Below are 17813 nucleotides of genomic sequence, written 5' to 3'. Positions count from 1 at the left end.
GTGTCACATTACGGACATTGGACGAACGTGACACAGATGGCCCAAAGCCAAATGTGCTTTGGCAATGGTTGAACGTTGAGCTCTAGTGTAAGGTCTGAGTATCAATGGTTAACTGACGGATTCTTGTAATGAGGGTAGCCCCTTGAACGATATGGCGAAGAACCTGATTCTGTGGTTGGTCATCGCGGCCGTTCTACTGACAGTGTTCAACAATTTCAGTACGGAAAGCGCACCACAAACCACTAACTACTCGCAGTTTGTGCAGCAGGTGCAAAATCAGCAGGTACGTAGCGTCACGATTGATGGCTATACCATCATTGGTGAGCGTACGGATGGTACTCAGTTCCAAACCATCCGTCCTGCGGCAGAAGATCCTAAGCTGATCGATGATCTGTTGAGCAATAATGTGACGGTGGTCGGTAAAGAGCCGCAGCAGCAGAGCATCTGGGCGCGCTTGCTAATTGCCAGCTTCCCGATTTTGCTAATCCTGGCCATCTTCATGTTCTTTATGCGTCAAATGCAGGGCGGCGCTGGAGGCGGCAAAGGCGGCCCGATGAGCTTTGGTAAATCTAAGGCCAAACTGCTTTCCCAGGATCAGATCAAAACCACCTTTGCTGATGTGGCGGGCTGTGATGAGGCGAAGGAAGAGGTTGAGGAGCTGGTGGACTTTCTGCGTGACCCGACGAAATTTCAGCGTCTGGGCGGCATGATTCCTCGTGGCGTACTGATGGTGGGCCCGCCCGGTACTGGTAAAACGCTGCTGGCTAAGTCCATTGCAGGTGAAGCCAAAGTGCCTTTCTTCTCCATTTCAGGCTCTGACTTCGTTGAAATGTTCGTAGGTGTTGGTGCCTCTCGGGTGCGCGATATGTTCGAGCAGGCCAAGAAGCAAGCGCCCTGCATTATCTTTATCGACGAGATCGATGCAGTGGGCCGCTCACGTGGTACTGGTATGGGCGGTGGTAACGACGAGCGCGAGCAGACTCTTAACCAGTTGCTGGTTGAGATGGATGGCTTCGAAGCTAATGAAGGTATCATCGTTATCGCGGCGACCAACCGACCTGACGTACTTGACCCGGCGCTGCTACGCCCTGGTCGTTTTGACCGCCAAGTGACGGTTGGTCTGCCAGATATTCGTGGTCGTGAGCATATCTTGGGCGTTCACCTGCGCAAGGTACCGTTGGCTGATGACGTGAAACCGCAGTTAATTGCCCGTGGTACGCCAGGTTTCTCTGGTGCTGACCTGGCTAACTTGGTCAACGAGGCGGCGTTGTTTGCTGCTCGTCGTAACAAGCGTCTGGTTGCCATGGAAGAGCTGGAGCTTGCCAAGGACAAGATCATGATGGGCGCAGAGCGCAAATCGATGGTCATGACCGATAAAGAGAAGCTGAATACGGCGTATCACGAATCAGGCCATGCGATTATCGGCTTGGTGATGCCTGAGCATGATCCTGTCTACAAGGTAACGATTATTCCGCGCGGCCGGGCGCTGGGTGTGACGATGTTCCTGCCGGAAGAGGATCGTTATAGCCTCTCTCGCCAGCAGATCCTCAGTCAAATCTGCTCGCTGTTTGGTGGTCGTATTGCCGAAGAGATGACGCTAGGTCCCAATGGTGTGACCACTGGTGCGTCGAACGATATTAAGCGCGCGACCGAGCTTGCCCACAACATGGTAGCTAAGTGGGGCTTGTCGGATGAGATGGGTCCGATCATGTATGACGAGGATGAGTCTCACCAGTTCCTTGGTGGCCCAGGGCAGGGCGGTAGCAAGATGAAGTCTGGCGATACGACTACTCGCCTTGATAAAGAAGTGCGCAAAATTATCGATGACTGCTACGAGCAGGCGCGTCAGATTTTGCACGATAATCGCGACAAGCTGGACGCTATGGCTGAGGCGTTGATGAAGTACGAGACCATCGATGCCAGTCAATTGAAAGATATTATGGAAGGTCGCGATCCGCGTCCGCCGGAAGGTTGGGATGATGGAAGTTCCACTGGCGGTGGTGGCGCGAAGGTAGGCGATGATAAGCCTGCGGCGACTCAAGATGATGGGAATGATGCTCCTTCTGGCGTCTCGGGTGATGATGGGGAGGAAGATGATGATGAATCCCGTCGCCGTCCTTCTGATCCGCTGGGTGGCCCGGCTGGACCATAAGTACCACAAGCCTGTACGAGCAAAGGCGTCCCATCATGGGGCGCCTTTTTGTTATGCTGTAGACACAAGCAGCAGTGTTTCTTTTCTTTACCAGGCCGCAGTATGAAACCGATAGTTGACCCTTCATCTTCCAGTCAGGCAGTGAATGGCGCATATCACTTGCGCTGTGGGCGCCATTCGTTAGATCTCTCGTTCCCCAGGGTTATGGGTATTCTGAATGTGACTCCCGACTCTTTTTCTGATGGTGGGCAGCACATTGGATTAGATGGCGCGTTGCATCATGCCGAACGTATGTTGGCAGAAGGCGCGGCAATGATCGATGTGGGTGGGGAGTCGACCCGCCCTGGTGCTGCTCCTGTGTCTGAGCAAGAAGAGTTAGATCGTGTGGCGCCAGTGATTGAAGCGCTAGTGCGTGAGCTTGATGCCCTGGTCTCGGTGGATACCAGTAGTGCTGCCGTTATGCGGGAAGCGAGCGCATTGGGAGCAGGTATGATAAATGATGTGCGGGCGCTAGAGCGCGAGGGTGCTTTAGCAGCAGCGGCTACCAGCGGACTGCCCGTATGTTTAATGCACCGCCAAGGTGAACCTCAAAGTATGCAGCAGTCTCCGAGTTATGATCAGCCGGTGGAGAGTGCCGTTTTTGCTTACCTCGCCGAGCGCGTGGCAGCCTGTGAGGCTGCTGGGTTACGTCGCTGCCGGTTATTGATCGATCCCGGTTTTGGCTTCGGTAAGACCGTTGAGCACAACCTACGCTTGCTAAAGTACATGGATACTTTACAGGCGTTGGAGCTGCCACTGTTAGTTGGTATGTCACGTAAGAGTATGATTGGTAAAGTGCTGGGCCGACCCGTTGAGGAACGTTTAGCGGGTGGCTTGGCGTTGGCAGCTATGGCGGTTGAGCGCGGGGCGAATATTCTGCGCGTGCATGATGTAGGGCCAACGGTGGATGCCGTTAATATGGCGTGGGCGGTATTGCAAGAGGGTTGCGAGCCGCCGTTAAATAAGGAGCTTGATGCATGACACGACGTTATTTTGGCACCGATGGTATTCGTGGCACCGTTGGCCAGTCACCGATTACCGCTGATTTTATGCTCAAACTGGGCTGGGCGGCGGGTCAAGTATTGCGCCGTGAGAAAGGTCTTACTCGGGTGCTTATTGGTAAAGACACGCGTATTTCAGGCTATATGTTTGAATCTGCCTTAGAGGCAGGTTTGTCTGCTGCAGGCGTTGATGTTGCTCTGTTGGGGCCGATGCCTACTCCCGGTATCGCCTATTTAACGCGCACCTTTCGGGCAGACGCAGGTATCGTGATTTCCGCGTCGCATAACCCGTTTGATGATAATGGCATCAAGTTTTTCTCCGCCGAGGGTAAAAAACTACCTGATGAGATCGAAGATCGCATTGAAGCAATGCTCGAGGCGCCGCTAACAACAGCAGCTGCTGCCTCTTTGGGCAAGGCGACGCGGATTGATGACGCAGCCGGGCGTTATATCGAATTTTGTAAGTCCACCCTGCCAGATCGACTAAGCCTGCATGGACTGAAAGTGGTGCTGGATTGCGCCCATGGAGCGACTTACCATATTGCGCCTAATGTGTTTCGAGAGTTGGGTGCCGAGGTCAGCGTGATTGGTGCTGCCCCCAATGGGCTGAATATTAACCAGCAGGTGGGCTCCACCCATCCTGCAGCGTTGCGGGCGGCGGTTATTCAGCAAGGGGCTGATTTAGGCGTTGCCTTTGATGGTGATGGTGACCGCTTGTTGCTGGTAGATGCTGATGGCCGAGAAGTAGATGGTGACGATATTCTTTATCTGATTGCTAGGGATCGTCATGAGCGCGGCTTGCTGGAAGGTGGTGTAGTAGGCACGTTAATGAGCAATTTTGGCCTTGCTATGGCACTGGAGAGACTTGGCATCCCCTTTGTGCGCGCCAAGGTTGGCGATCGCTTCGTGATGGAAATGATGGCCGCGCATGGGTGGGAGCTGGGTGGCGAAGCATCAGGGCATATTGTCTGTGGCCATGTGCAGTCTACGGGGGATGGTATTGTTTCTGCGCTGCAGGTGCTGGCGCTGATGATGCGCGAGCAAAAAACCTTACCTGAGCTACTTAAAGGTTTGGAAAAAGTGCCACAAGCGCTAGTAAATGTAAGGCTGCCTAAGGGAGCAAGCGCCAAAGAGGTTATGGATTCCGAGTCTTTGCAGCAGGCAGTGTCGATGCTTGAGGAAGAGTTGGGTGACCAGGGGCGTGTACTGCTCAGGCCTTCAGGCACAGAACCACTGATTCGGGTCATGGTCGAAGGGTGTGCTCATCTTGACGTTGAGCGGCTAGCCAATGCCTTAGCCGACCAGGTGCAGGCCCAGTTTAGCTGACCTGCTCACCAAGCCTGCTTCAACAAACCGCGCTATGCCAGTAACAGCGGTTGTCTTGACAAGGCTGCTCCTATACCATTTCGCTCCACCTTGAGTGAGGATAGTCAATGCGTACGCCATTAATTGCCGGTAACTGGAAAATGAACGGTTCAACGGCGTTGATTGAAGCATTTGGTAGCGCGTTCGCTTCAGCCACGCTGCCAGCGCACATCGACATTGTCGTGATTCCGCCGTTCCTGTATCTGGATGCGGCGCGTCATGCGTTCAAAAACACACCGCTGCAGCTAGGGGCGCAAACGCTAAATCCCCAACACTCAGGGGCGCATACCGGTGAGATTAGCGGGCGTATGCTGAAGGAGTTTGAGGTTGGCTACGTGCTGGTCGGCCACTCAGAACGTCGCAAGCTTTACCGTGAGACCGATGAGCAGGTATTCGACCGTTTGGTGGCTGCGCTGGATGTTGGTCTAACGCCTATTCTATGTGTTGGCGAAACTCTGGAAGAGCGTGATGCGGGCAGCACGATGCAAGTTGTTCTTCGCCAGGTTGGGCATGTGATGGCGCGGTTAGAGCCTGCTCAGCGCCTTCAGGTAGTGATTGCCTATGAGCCTGTGTGGGCAATTGGTACCGGTCGCACTGCTACGCCTGAGCAAGCCCAAGAGGTAATGGCTGGTATCCGTGCTTACCAAGCTGGGTTTGATACATCGCTTGCCGAGCAGCTCAAGCTGCTTTACGGCGGCAGTATGAATGCAAGTAATGCGGCTGAGCTGCTCGCTCAGCCGGATATCGACGGTGGTTTAGTGGGCGGAGCTTCGCTCAAAACCAACGATTTCTACGCCATTTGTCAGTCAGCAGGATAACGCCATGCAAGTTGCAATTCTTATGGTTCATGTGGTGATTGCGATCGCCCTGGTTGTACTCATCCTGCTTCAGCAGGGTAAAGGTGCCGAAGCAGGCGCTGCCTTTGGTGGTGGTGCATCGCAAACGGTCTTCGGTTCACGGGGGAGCGGTAGTTTCTTATCCCGGACTACCGCTGTGTTAGCGGCAGGCTTTTTCGTTACCTCAATGGCCCTCGCTTACTTTGCTACTCAAGCGGGCCAGGCGCCGGAAGCAGGTATCCCTGACTCGCGTCTAATTGAGCAGCAGCGTAACTTCCCAACGCTTGACGACGGCCCTACAAGTATGGATAATACCGCGCCAGTGCTAGAGGAAAGCAGCGAGTAACATATTGATGTCGCTTTCTTTAGCCTCCCCTGATGCCGAAGTGGTGGAATTGGTAGACACGCTATCTTGAGGGGGTAGTGACCGTATGGTCGTGCGGGTTCAAGTCCCGCCTTCGGCACCATCTGTTTTGCTGGTTCACCAGCTTCCCAGAGTTTTTGCCAGAAAAGCTTTTGTAAAAGAAAGCAGGGGTTGGCACCTAAGACGAAAAACACACTTGAAAAGAAAGGTTGACGTAAGTGGTTCAAGTGTCTATTATCGTCGACCTAGATTGATGCGGGGTGGAGCAGTCTGGTAGCTCGTCGGGCTCATAACCCGAAGGTCATCGGTTCAAATCCGGTCCCCGCTACCATCTTCTAGTGATGTGTTGTATCTCGGTTACGGTCATTATTGAGTAGCTGAGGTGGTGAGTCAGTCATTATGACGAGGTGGTCATTTTGACAATGTTCTCCGCATATTGCTAAAGAGGTATTACAGGTTTCTTTCAAAAAGCCCCTTCCTGTGAAGGGGCTTTTTGTTAGTAGCCTTTTTGTTAGCATCATTTGTTAACAGTTTTGTTAATAGCTTTTTATTAAAGCTTTTTGCGAGCCAAGCGTGTCTCAAAGCGGATGTCATCCGAGTTGCCAGAGACACATTTCCGGGTAACGCCAATCAGCCACCTGACTTTTCTTATTTACTCCTGGCCAGGTGCCTGATGCAACGGCTATAGGAGCTTTGTCTGTGGCCACAAAACACGCTGCGCTTCACGCGCTGATCGAACCTGTCGTTACCGCCATGGGCTTTGAGCTTTGGGGTATCGACCATATTTCCCAGGGCAAGCACTCGCGGTTGGTGATTTACATTGAGCGCGAAAGCGGCGTCAGCGTACAAGATTGCGCTGATATTAGTCGTCAAATTAGTGCCGTTATGGATGTAGAAGATCCCATTCCCGGTGAATACCGTCTGGAAGTGTCTTCGCCCGGCATGGCACGCCCCTTATATACCCTGGACCACTTCATCCGTTATCAAGGCTACCAAGTTGCGCTTAAGCTACGTGTTGCCTTTGATGGGCGGCGCAAATACCAAGGGCTTCTAGCGGGTATTGAAGGCGATGAAGTGCTGCTGCAGCTGGATGGCGAAGAGTACTGCTTTCCTATCGAAAGCATCGATTCTGCGCAAATTGTCCCGCAGTTCGACGATTAAACGGGTGGCGGCTTCCGGCGGTTGCCGGGGTGATGCACAAAAGGACAGGTTTTCTGGCGAGGCAAACGCATGAGTAAAGAAATTTTAATGGTCGTGGACGCGATCTCTAATGAAAAAGGCGTTCCCCGTGATGTCATCTTTGAAGCGGTAGAAGCCGCACTGGCTAGCGCGTCACGCAAGCGCTTTGATCAGGAAGAAGCCAACGTGCGGGTGCATATCGACCGCCGCACAGGTGACTACGACACCTTCCGTTATTGGACGGTGGTCGAAGATGATGAGTTTGAAACGCCAGATTACGAAATCAAAGAGAGCATCGCCGAACAACGCGATCCGCCACTCAAGCTTGGCGATGTTGTTGAGCATAAAATTGAAAATGCCGCGTTTGGTCGTATTGCCGCGCAAACCGCTAAGCAGGTTATCGTGCAAAAAGTGCGCGAGGCCGAGCGTGCTGAAGTGGTACGCCAATACGCTGATCGTGAAGGCGAGCTGGTCGCCGGTATTGTTAAAAAGACCACCCGCGACGGCCTGATTATTGACCTGGGCGAAAACGCCGAGGCCTTCTTGCCGCGTAATGAGATGATTCACGGTGAACGCTACCGCATGAATGAGCGGGTGCGTGCGTTGCTAGTGAAGGTAGACCCGGATGCGCGCGGCGCCCAGCTACAGCTGTCGCGTACCAGTCCAGCCTTCATTATTGAACTGTTCAAAATTGAAGTGCCGGAAATCGCCGAGCAACTGATTGAAATTAAAGGTGCTGCTCGCGACCCTGGCTCACGGGCCAAAATTGCGGTGAAAACCAACGACCGCCGTATAGACCCTGTTGGGGCGTGTGTCGGTATGCGTGGTTCACGTGTTCAAGCAGTCTCTTCGGAACTGCAAAATGAGCGTGTGGATATTGTGCTGTGGGATGACAACCCAGCGCAGTTGGTTATCAACGCCATGGCGCCAGCCGATGTTGGGTCTATCCTAGTGGACGAAGATGCCCACGCGATGGATGTGGCTGTCGCCCAAGATAACCTCGCTCAGGCCATCGGTCGTAGCGGGCAGAACGTACGTTTAGCCTCTGAGTTGACCGGCTGGCGCATCAATGTGATGACCGAAGATGAAGCCGAGTCTAAGCGTGAGCAAGAAATCGATAGTTTGGTGGACTCCTTCGTTCAGCACTTGGAAGTGGACGAGGATGTTGCCCGCCTGTTGGTAGAAGAGGGGTTCACCACCCTGGAAGAAATTGCTTACGTGCCGCTTGAAGAGATGCTTGAAATCGAAGAGTTCGATGAAGCGTTGGTGGAAGAGCTGCGTGCACGCGCGAAAGACGAGCTGCTGACGATGGCGATTGCCTCGGAAGAAGCGCTAGATGGTGCCCAACCAGCAGATGACTTGCTGGAAATGGACGGCATGGAGCGCCATCTGGCCTTCATTCTGGCTAGCCGAGGCATTGTCACCATGGAAGATCTCGCCGAGCAGTCTGTCGACGATCTGGTCGATATCGAGGAGTTGGACGAAGCGCGCGCAGCGGCACTGATCATGACTGCCCGTGCGCCCTGGTTTGAAGACGAGAACGCATCGGATTCGAACACACAGTAAACAGGTCACGGGCTGAGGAGGGTCACTATGTCAGATATGACAGTTAAAGATTTTGCAGTAAAGGTGGGCCGTGATGTGCCCCGCCTATTGGAACAAATGAAAGAAGCAGGCTTACAGCATGCCTCTGAAGGTGATGCTGTGTCTGAAGAAGACAAGCAAAAGCTGCTTAGCTTTCTAAAGAAAAGCCATGGCGGCAGTGAAGTTGATGCAAGCAAAAACCGCATTACGCTGACGCGCAAAACTCGTAGCCGCATTAAAACCGGCGAGCGTGGCAAGACCATTGAAGTGCAGGTACGTAAGAAAAAAACTTACGTTAAAAGCGCTGAGAATGAGAAGCCGAAAGCCGCTGAGCCAAAGCATACTGGCCCGCGCCAGTTAGTAGGTGATATGGCGGAAGCGGAAGCCGAGCGCAAAGCACGTGATGCTCGCGAAGCTGAAGAGCGAGCAGCGGCTGCCAAAGCTAAGGCTGCCGAGGACGCCGCACGGAAAGAGGCGGAAGAGAAAGCCAAGGCAAAAGCTGCTGAAACGCCCAAGATTTCAGTGCCAGAGCTGCAAATCGACGATGCACCGGCTGCTGATGACATGCCGCCTGCTCCGCCGAAGGAAGGCCGCACCGACCGTCGTACTGCGCCGCCTAAGAAAGCTGCTGCGAAGAAGAAAGGTCGTGATGATGACGACGATCGTGGCGACCGCGAAGAGCGTAAGCGTGGCGGTGGCGGTAAGAAGGTAAAGCGTGCCGAGCAGCGTCGCGGTGGTCGCCGTGGTGGCAGCCAGACCGGCAATGGCAAGCATGCTTTCCAGAAGCCGACTCAGCCTATTGTGCGTGAAGTATCGATTCCTGAATCGATCAGCGTTGCTGAGCTTGCCGACAAAATGTCGATCAAGGCCAACGAAGTAATCAAGGCCATGTTCACCATGGGCGCGGCAGTGACCATCAACCAGACGATTGACCAGGACACAGCGGCCATCGTCGTGGAAGAGATGGGCCACAAGGTCAAACTGGTGAAGGATGATGCGCTGGAAACGGAAATGCTTGAAGGCATCTCCTACGAAGGTGAAGAGATCACTCGCTCACCGGTGGTTACCGTTATGGGTCACGTTGACCACGGTAAAACATCGCTGCTGGATTACATCCGTCGTGCCAAAGTCGCCACCGGCGAAGCAGGCGGCATTACCCAGCACATTGGTGCTTACCACGTGGAAGACAACCACGGCGGCGTTACCTTCCTGGATACCCCTGGCCACGCAGCGTTTACCGCCATGCGTGCCCGCGGTGCTAAAGCTACCGACGTAGTTATCCTGGTCGTTGCTGCCGACGACGGTGTGATGCCTCAGACGATTGAAGCTATCGAGCACTCCAAAGCTGCTGAAGTACCTATGGTAGTAGCGGTGAACAAGATCGATAAGCAGGGCATTGATCTGGATCGGATCAAGAACGAGCTATCGCAGCACGGTGTCATTTCCGAAGAGTGGGGCGGTGATACGCAGTTTGTTCACGTTTCAGCTAAAACCGGTGAAGGTATCGAAGAGCTGTTGGAAGCGATCCAATTGGTCTCTGAAGTGCTTGAGCTGAAAGCTGTACCGTCTGCGCCGGGTAAAGGTGTTGTGGTTGAATCGCGCCTTGATAAAGGTCGTGGTCCAGTTGCCACTGTACTGGTGCAAAACGGCACGTTGAAGAAAGGCGACATCGTTCTAGCGGGTCTGCACTACGGTCGCGTTCGTGCGCTAACCAACGAACTTGGTAAGCAGGTTGATACCGCTGGCCCCGCCATGCCGGTAGAGATCCAGGGTCTAGATGGCACCCCGGACGCAGGTGATGACTTCATGGTGGTTGCCGACGAGAAGAAAGCCCGTGAAGTGGCTAACTTCCGTCAAGGTAAATACCGCGAGGTGCGTCTGGCACGTCAGCAGAAGGCCAAACTGGAGAACATGTTTAGCCAGATGGGCCAAGACGAAGTTGCCAAGGTCAATATCGTTCTGAAAGCCGACGTTCAAGGTTCACTGGAAGCTATCAAAGGCGCCCTGGAAGAACTCTCTACGGGTGAAGTTGAAGTTGCCGTGGTCTCCTCGGGTGTTGGTGGTATCACTGGTACCGATGCCAACTTGGCGCTTGCCTCTGAGGCGATCGTGGTCGGCTTTAACGTCCGTGCTGACGCCTCTGCCCGTGAGATTATCGAGCGTGAAGGCTTGGATCTGCGTTACTACAGCGTCATCTACCAGCTGATCGACGAGGTTAAGCAGGCGATGAGCGGTATGCTTGCCCCCGAGTGGAAAGAAGAGATCGTGGGTGTGGCTGAAGTGCGCGATGTGTTCCGTGCGCCGAAAATTGGTGCAGTGGCCGGCTGTATGGTTGTCGAAGGCACCGTTTCGCGCAGCAAGCGTATCCGTGTACTGCGTGACAACGTGGTAATTTACGAAGGTGAGCTCGAATCGCTGCGCCGCTTCAAAGACGACGTCCAAGAAGTGCGTAACGGTATGGAGTGTGGCATCGGCGTGAAGAACTACAACGATGTTCAGGTCAATGACAAGATCGAAGTCTTTGACCAAGTGAAGGTCGAGCGCAGCCTGTAAGGCCGCGAGGAGCAATCATGCGCGAATTTAAGCGTACCGACCGAGTAGCCGATCAGCTCCAAAAGGAGCTGGCGGTACTCATCCAACGCGAAGTAAAAGACCCACGCTTAGGCATGGTCACGGTAAGTGGTGCCACGGTGAGTCGTGACCTTGGCTACGCCGATATCTATGTCACCCTGTTGGGTGAGCAAGAGCCGGAGCGTATCAAGGAGAACCTGCAGGTACTTAAGCGTGCCGCAGGCTTTCTAAGAAGCCAAATTGCCAAGCGTATCAAGCTGCGTCACGTACCCGAGCTACGCTTTCATTACGATGAAAGCGTAGTGCGCGGCCAGCATCTCTCGTCGCTGATTGCCGAAGCGGTCTCCACCGATCGTGCCCGACAGCAGGATGATGAGAGCGAAGGTGATAGCGAAAATGGTGAGGAGACGCGCTAATGGCACGTCGCCGTCGCGGGTTACCGGTCAATGGTGTGTTGCTACTGGATAAGCCCAAGGGCATTTCCAGTAACCACGCGCTGCAGCGTGTGCGTCGTCTTTTCGAGGCGCAGAAAGCCGGGCATACCGGCACGCTTGACCCTATGGCAACGGGCTTACTGCCTATCTGCTTAGGGGAAGCCACTAAGTTCTCCGCGCACTTGCTGGAAGCCGACAAGATGTATCGCACCCGTGTAGAGTTGGGGGTGATCACCGACACCGGCGATGCTGAAGGCACTGTCATTGAGCAGCGGGAGGTGCCAAGCCTTACCGCGCAGGACATTGAAGCTGTTTTAACGCGTTTTCGTGGAGAGATAGAACAAATCCCGCCAATGTACTCTGCCCTCAAGCACCAGGGTAAAAAGCTTTACGAGCTAGCCCGAGAAGGCAAGCACGTTGAGCGTGCAGCGCGACGGGTAAGCGTGTATGATGCGCGGCTGCTTGGGTTTGAGGGCACCGCCTTTGAGCTTGAAGTTAGCTGTAGCAAAGGTACCTATATTCGCACGTTGGCCGAAGATATTGGCCAAGCATTGGGTTGCGGTGCCCATATTAGCCAGCTGAGAAGGCTCAAAACCGGGCCTTTCACTAGCGACGCTATGTGGACACTAGAAGGCCTTGAAGCGCTTGCAAGCCAAGCTAGCCGCGAGGCTGAGCTAATGCCTGTGGATATATTGGTGGGCCATTTGCCTTCGCTGAACGTCGATGAAACAGCCTATGGGTGTCTTGCCCACGGGCAGTCAGCCAATGTGCCCATTGAAGCGCTTGCGCCCGATGCGCTGGCAAGACTTTATTACGCCGAGACGTTTATCGGCCTTGGTGTTGTAAAAAGTGCCCAGGAAGTGGCACCTAAGCGACTGTTAAGTACAGTTGCTATCTCGTAAAACGTTGCAAGGATGGTGCGATTTACGCGAAAATAGCTAGTAGATAGTAGCATGAGACTGCAAATATGCGTGGTCTCACCCATTCAATTTTAGGCATATTGCTTACTGGAGAGACAGATGGCATTAACCGCTGAAAAGAAGGCCGAGATCGTCAACGAATACGGCCGCGGCGATAACGATACCGGTTCCCCTGAAGTACAGGTTGCACTGCTGAGCGCCAACATCAATGGCCTGCAGGACCACTTCAAAACCAACAAGCAGGATCACCACTCACGTCGTGGTCTGATCCGCATGGTAAACCAGCGTCGTAAACTGCTGGACTACCTGAAGCGTAAAGATTTCGAACGCTACCAGTCTCTGATTCAGCGTTTAGGTCTGCGTCGCTAAGCTCTTAGAAAAAAGCTCTGCGATAACGATCGAAAACGGGCAGCCCCTTGTGGGCTGCCCGTTTTTTTATGGCCATCCCCCGCATGCGATTTTAGCTTTCTGGTAGCCGTATGGCCCGCCAGCGCCTAGAATGGTGACGAGTCAAAACGACCCAAGCGAAAAGACAAGTAGATATTAATGTTAAAGGAAGTCGCCGTGAATCCGGTAAAAAAAACGTTCCAATACGGTCGTAGCACCGTCACTCTAGAAACTGGCCGCATTGCTCGCCAGGCCACTGGTGCCGTAATGGTGACCATGGACGAGACTGTCGTACTGTGTACGGTGGTAGCTAAAAAAGAAGCGAACCCTAACCAGCCTTTCTTCCCTCTCTCTGTGCACTACCAAGAGAAAACTTACGCAGTCGGTAAGATCCCTGGCGGTTTCTTCAAGCGTGAAGGGCGCCCTACAGAGAAAGAGACCCTCACATCTCGCCTGATCGACCGGCCGATTCGCCCGCTGTTCCCCAAGGGATTTATGAACGAAGTGCAGGTGATCTGTACCGTTCTGTCTACCGACCGTAACCATGATCCGGATATCGCGGCCATGCTGGGTACTTCCGCGGCGCTGGGTATTTCTGGTGTGCCGTTTAATGGCCCGATCGGCGCCGCGCGCGTTGGCTTTAACGAAGAGCAAGGGTATTTCCTGAACCCGACCGTTGAAGAGCTAGCCACTTCTGAGCTGGACATGGTAGTGGCCGGTACTGAAAACGCTGTGCTGATGGTGGAATCAGAAGCCCAAGAGCTGCTCGAAGACGAAATGCTGGGTGCCGTACTGTTCGGCCACCAGGAGATGCAGGTTGCCGTCAACGCGATTAAAGAGCTGGTCGCTGAAGCAGGCAAACCGCGCTGGGAGTGGCAGCCGCCCCAAGAGAACGTGGCGCTAAAAACTGCCATGGCCGATGCCTTTGAAGCCAAAGTGGGCGATGCTTACCGCATTACCGACAAAATGGCCCGCCAAGACGCACTTTCAGCACTTAAAGATGCAGCTGTTGAGCAGCTAGCGTCTGCTGAAGGCGAAGAAGCAGAAGGCAAGTTCAGCAAAGATGACGTGAAAGGTGCCTTTGCCGGCCTTGAAAAGCGCGTTGTACGCTCACGTGTGGTGAAAGGCGAGCCGCGTATCGATGGCCGCGATAACTTTACCGTACGTCCGTTGGCCATTGAAGTAGGTGTGCTGCCAAAAACTCACGGTTCTGCGGTATTTACCCGTGGTGAAACCCAAGCGATTGCGATTGCTACTTTGGGTACCCTGCGTGATTCGCAGTTGATCGAGTCCCTGGAAGGCGAGCGTAAAGATCGCTTTATGCTGCACTACAACTTCCCTCCCTACTGTGTGGGTGAAGCAGGCTTTATGGGTGGACCCAAGCGTCGTGAAATTGGTCACGGCCGTTTGGCGCGTCGTGGTGTGCAAGCGATGCTACCTTCCGAAGAAGCCTTCCCCTACACCATTCGTGTCGTATCAGAAATTACCGAATCTAACGGCTCAAGCTCCATGGCTTCTGTGTGCGGCTCTTCGCTCGCGCTAATGGATGCCGGTGTGCCGCTGAAAGCGCCAGTGGCGGGTATTGCCATGGGCTTGGTGAAAGATGAAGACGGCTACGCCGTTCTCACTGATATCTTAGGTGATGAAGATCACCTGGGCGACATGGACTTCAAAGTTGCTGGTTCTGAAGAGGGCGTAACTGCCCTGCAGATGGACATTAAGATCGAAGGCATCAACGAAGAGATCATGGAAAAAGCACTGCAGCAGGCTCATGATGCTCGCATCAGCATTCTTGCGCAGATGAATGACGTGATCAGCCAAAGCCGTACTGATGTGTCGGAAAATGCACCGTCCATGGCCACTATCAAAATCGACCCGGATAAGATCCGTGACGTGATTGGTAAAGGCGGCGCGACAATTCGTAAAATCTGTGAAGATACCGGCGCTTCTATCGACCTAGATGATGACGGTACCGTACGCATCTATGCGGAAGATAAAGCTGCAGCGAAAAAAGCCATCGACACCGTACTGGCGATCACCGCAGAAGCGGAAATCGGCAAGCTGTATAACGGCAAAGTGGTACGTATCGCTGACTTTGGCGCGTTTGTGAACATTATGCCGGGTACCGATGGCTTAGTGCATATCTCACAAATTGTTGCTGAGCGCGTTAACAATGTCCGCGACTTCTTAAATGAAGGCGACGATGTGATCGTTAAAGTGCTGGATATTGATAACCGCAACCGCGTGAAACTCTCCATTAAAGAGATCACTGAAGAAGAGAAAGCGGCCTTTGCCGCCGCCCCTTTAGAAGTTACCGAGTAACGATCGGTTGTGACAGTGTCGCTAGTTAGCGACACATCAGCCGCCCCCGCAGCCCTTGGTTGCGGGGGCGGCTTGCTTTGGAAGGCTTGGCGTTACCAAGAGGCTGGGTTGATGGGTGCCTGTAGGGCATAGTCTATGGTTAGCTTACTATGGCCATTATTTACCATAAGGACTCAGTCGACATGCTCAACTGGAAGGAAGTGCCACAGCTTCCCAAAGCGGAAGGGCGGATTGAGGCTATTGACCTCGCCCGCGGGGTTGCCATCGGGTTGATGATTGTTAGCCACGCCGTTAGCGGGCTAGTGGGCATTCGTAACGTGCCCGATTGGGGCATGGTGCCTATTCACTTTTTAACCAAATTCTCCTCATCGCTATTTATTTTAGTATTTGGCATCGCACTGGCGGTTGCGTTTCTATCCCATACTCAGAGTGATGACTGGCCCAAACGGCGCCTAAAGTTATGGGTGCGAGCGCTTGAGGTTTGGTTTTGGTACAAGGTGCTTACCGTTGTTGAAATGCTGCCCTTCAGCTCACCTGGCGATATCGTTAATACGCTGCTCTACGGGCGTTTTGCCATCTGGGTGGAGATCCTCGGCTTCTACGCCATTGCTTTGTTATGGGTGCCGTTGATACTGCCGCTTTGGGCACGAACGCCACTATGGGGCCGTGTGGCTACCATTGTTGGCCTAACGGTGCTTTCCGCATGGTTACAGGGGCTTACCTTTGGCGGTAACGATATTCTGAAAGCCCTGCTAGTGGATCATGAAGACCACTACGCCTGGGGACAGCTTGGCCGGGCGCCGTTAGTTTTGTCAGGTTTATTGATTGGCGAGGCCATCCTGCGCTGTTATTTTGACCAAGTTTTGCGCCGCCGCTTGGTGCTTGTGCTAGTCAGCATAGGCACGCTGATGGTGGTTGGTTTTTATGGTTTGGCAATCATCCATGGCGATGTATATAGCGCCATGATGGCGGTTGCCCGAAACGTCGGTAAGCACCCGCCTGGGCTGCAATTTATGCTGTTTAGCGTCGGGGGCGCTTTGATACTGTTGGGGTTAGCTCTTGCAGGGGGATCCATGGCTGCCAAAGCGCTACGGCCGCTAACAATAGTGGGTAGCGACGCCCTCAAAGCATTTATTTTCCACATTGTGATGATCTTTCTGGTGCTGCGCTTTTTGCTTGAAGGCCAGGGCGCCTACACTTATCCACAGGCGCTTGGCGTGGGTGGGTTGTTAATAGTTGGGGCCGCGCTATGGATTTGGCTGACCCGCTGGGTTGCTCGCCACAAATAAGAGGTCACTATTTTGAAAGCATTACACCGCTGGCTGATAGGTATTACGCTATTACTAGTGTTTCCTGCCTATGCCGCTGGGTATGACAGCACATATAGCGATGACATACATAACCACGACTACGACACACATTGGTACTATGAAGTCGATAAACAGAGTGCTTGGCAGGGTAATTTAAATGCGCGAATAGCTGCCATTGAAGAGGTGTTTGGCGGCCAGTTGGGTGTCTATGTACAGAATCTGGCCAGTGGAGAAGCCTACTCCTGGCAAGCTGACCAGCCATGGTACTTAGCGTCATTGGTTAAAGTACCGGTGGCAGCCCAGGTATTAGCCGAGCGCCAGGCAGGTGTGCTCTCCCTTGATGAACGGCTGACGCTTGCCCGCAGCGACTACGTAGACGGTGCAGGGCCGGTTAACTGGCATGACCCCGGCACACCGATCACTATTCGCTACTTACTAGAGCAGATGATTACTGTTAGCGACAATACTGCCTCGGATATGTTGATTGACCGAGTAGGGCTTGATGCTGTGAATGCCCGAGCCAGGGCAATGGTAGCGGCCAGTGGTGGCAATTCTGAAGCGTTAGGCCCCATCGGTAAACTGGTAGGTGTTCGCCAAGGAGTGTATGGGCAATTACACCCCGATGCCCATGGCTTGGCAGGGCTAGATTTTATCGCCCTGCGGGAACATAGCGTTAATCAACGCCCTGCAGCGCTGGCACGTAGGCTTGGTGTAGGCCGTGAATCGTTGGCGCAGCCTGACTACGACCATGCCTTTAATGCTTATGAGGCAACGGGCGAGAATGGAGGCACACTACGTGGCTATGGCGATGTGTTGGCCAGCCTGCACCACGGTGGCATGGCCGACTTCGATGCCGCGCAGCGCCAACTACTGTTGGCAGTCATGGGCCGCACCCGTTCAGGAGAACATCGCCTGAAGCAGGGTATGGGTAGCGCTTTTCACTTTGCCCATAAGACAGGCACTCAGCACCGGCGTAGTTGCGATGCTGGCATTGCCTCTCAGCATGGCTCTGAAGCGGGACCATGGGTGATTGTCGCATGTGGCCGTGGCCCGCTTGCTGCAAGTGCCCACGAACAAGCGATGGCAAGGGTCGGGGAAGCACTGCGCGATAGCGGTGCGCTAGCCGACCCTTAACCAGTGCGCGAACGCCAACAACCCATGCCAGCGTGATAAACTGAGCGTAAGCGAAGCGCACTCGCGATGGTGGCTAGTAGCTGACAACACGGGTGCCGTATTCGCTCGTACCTCGCGAGATGCGTTACCCGCGCTACAGTAAGGCAATAGGCTGTTGTAGCGCGTAGTAAGCGAAGCGTACCCGCGAAAGTATTGAAAACCGCCAGATGAAACGT

At 53.8% G+C, this 17813-nt stretch carries 14 protein-coding genes and 2 tRNA genes; all 16 read left to right on the top strand.

Annotated elements, in window-relative coordinates:
- Positions 1 to 142: 142 nt before the first annotated feature.
- The 16 genes from ftsH (at position 143) to CPA45_RS05640 (ending at position 17598) form a co-directional block, all read left to right on the top strand.
- Positions 143 to 2152, top strand: coding sequence for an ATP-dependent zinc metalloprotease FtsH (gene ftsH, locus CPA45_RS05715; protein ID WP_096650652.1), 2010 nt, complete (start codon positions 143 to 145; stop codon positions 2150 to 2152).
- A gap of 102 nt (positions 2153 to 2254) precedes the next feature.
- Entirely contained in the window at positions 2255 to 3172 is a 918-nt protein-coding gene (folP, locus tag CPA45_RS05710) for a dihydropteroate synthase (protein ID WP_208858458.1), read from the top strand.
- Positions 3169 to 4518: a phosphoglucosamine mutase gene (glmM, locus tag CPA45_RS05705; RefSeq protein ID WP_096650650.1), complete on the top strand. Its 1350-nt coding sequence runs from the start codon at positions 3169 to 3171 to the stop codon at positions 4516 to 4518. Before folP ends, glmM begins: the two co-directional genes overlap by 4 nt.
- Positions 4519 to 4625: 107 nt before the next feature.
- Positions 4626 to 5375 (top strand): triose-phosphate isomerase, encoded by a 750-nt coding sequence (gene tpiA, locus CPA45_RS05700; RefSeq protein ID WP_096650649.1) that lies wholly within the window; start codon positions 4626 to 4628, stop codon positions 5373 to 5375.
- 4 nt (positions 5376 to 5379) lie between these two features.
- A complete protein-coding gene (secG, locus tag CPA45_RS05695; protein WP_078089998.1) occupies positions 5380 to 5739 on the top strand; it encodes a preprotein translocase subunit SecG in 360 nt (119 codons plus the stop codon).
- A 34-nt stretch (positions 5740 to 5773) separates the two neighbouring features.
- Positions 5774 to 5860 (top strand) — tRNA-Leu (locus tag CPA45_RS05690).
- A 151-nt stretch (positions 5861 to 6011) separates the two neighbouring features.
- Positions 6012 to 6088 (top strand) — tRNA-Met (locus CPA45_RS05685).
- 368 nt (positions 6089 to 6456) lie between these two features.
- Positions 6457 to 6918: a ribosome maturation factor RimP gene (gene rimP, locus CPA45_RS05680; RefSeq protein WP_078089999.1), complete on the top strand. Its 462-nt coding sequence runs from the start codon at positions 6457 to 6459 to the stop codon at positions 6916 to 6918.
- A 69-nt stretch (positions 6919 to 6987) separates the two neighbouring features.
- Entirely contained in the window at positions 6988 to 8502 is a 1515-nt protein-coding gene (gene nusA / locus CPA45_RS05675) for a transcription termination factor NusA (protein ID WP_078090000.1), read from the top strand.
- Positions 8503 to 8529: 27 nt separating this feature from the next.
- The gene (gene infB / locus CPA45_RS05670; protein WP_096650648.1) at positions 8530 to 11073 is read left to right on the top strand and encodes a translation initiation factor IF-2; all 2544 of its coding nucleotides are present in this window, start codon (positions 8530 to 8532) and stop codon (positions 11071 to 11073) included.
- Between the two features lie 17 nt (positions 11074 to 11090).
- A complete protein-coding gene (gene rbfA / locus CPA45_RS05665; RefSeq protein ID WP_096650647.1) occupies positions 11091 to 11507 on the top strand; it encodes a 30S ribosome-binding factor RbfA in 417 nt (138 codons plus the stop codon).
- Positions 11507 to 12427: a tRNA pseudouridine(55) synthase TruB gene (truB, locus tag CPA45_RS05660; protein WP_096650646.1), complete on the top strand. Its 921-nt coding sequence runs from the start codon at positions 11507 to 11509 to the stop codon at positions 12425 to 12427. Before rbfA ends, truB begins: the two co-directional genes overlap by 1 nt.
- A gap of 117 nt (positions 12428 to 12544) precedes the next feature.
- Positions 12545 to 12814 carry a 30S ribosomal protein S15 gene (rpsO, locus tag CPA45_RS05655; protein ID WP_009723734.1) on the top strand — a complete coding sequence of 90 codons (270 nt, stop codon included), beginning with the start codon at positions 12545 to 12547 and terminating at the stop codon, positions 12812 to 12814.
- Positions 12815 to 12991: 177 nt separating this feature from the next.
- Complete coding sequence (gene pnp / locus CPA45_RS05650; protein ID WP_096650645.1) at positions 12992 to 15154, top strand: polyribonucleotide nucleotidyltransferase; 2163 nt, start codon at positions 12992 to 12994, stop codon at positions 15152 to 15154.
- 182 nt (positions 15155 to 15336) lie between these two features.
- The gene (locus CPA45_RS05645) at positions 15337 to 16443 is read left to right on the top strand and encodes a heparan-alpha-glucosaminide N-acetyltransferase domain-containing protein (RefSeq protein WP_096650812.1); all 1107 of its coding nucleotides are present in this window, start codon (positions 15337 to 15339) and stop codon (positions 16441 to 16443) included.
- Positions 16444 to 16452: 9 nt separating this feature from the next.
- Positions 16453 to 17598 carry a serine hydrolase gene (locus CPA45_RS05640; protein WP_096650644.1) on the top strand — a complete coding sequence of 382 codons (1146 nt, stop codon included), beginning with the start codon at positions 16453 to 16455 and terminating at the stop codon, positions 17596 to 17598.
- Positions 17599 to 17813: the final 215 nt, after the last annotated feature.

Source organism: Vreelandella nigrificans (assembly GCF_002374315.1).
Taxonomy (GTDB): domain Bacteria; phylum Pseudomonadota; class Gammaproteobacteria; order Pseudomonadales; family Halomonadaceae; genus Vreelandella; species Vreelandella nigrificans.
The sequence above is the reverse complement of the archived record's forward strand: the minus strand, read 5'-3'. Positions and strand labels throughout refer to the sequence as shown.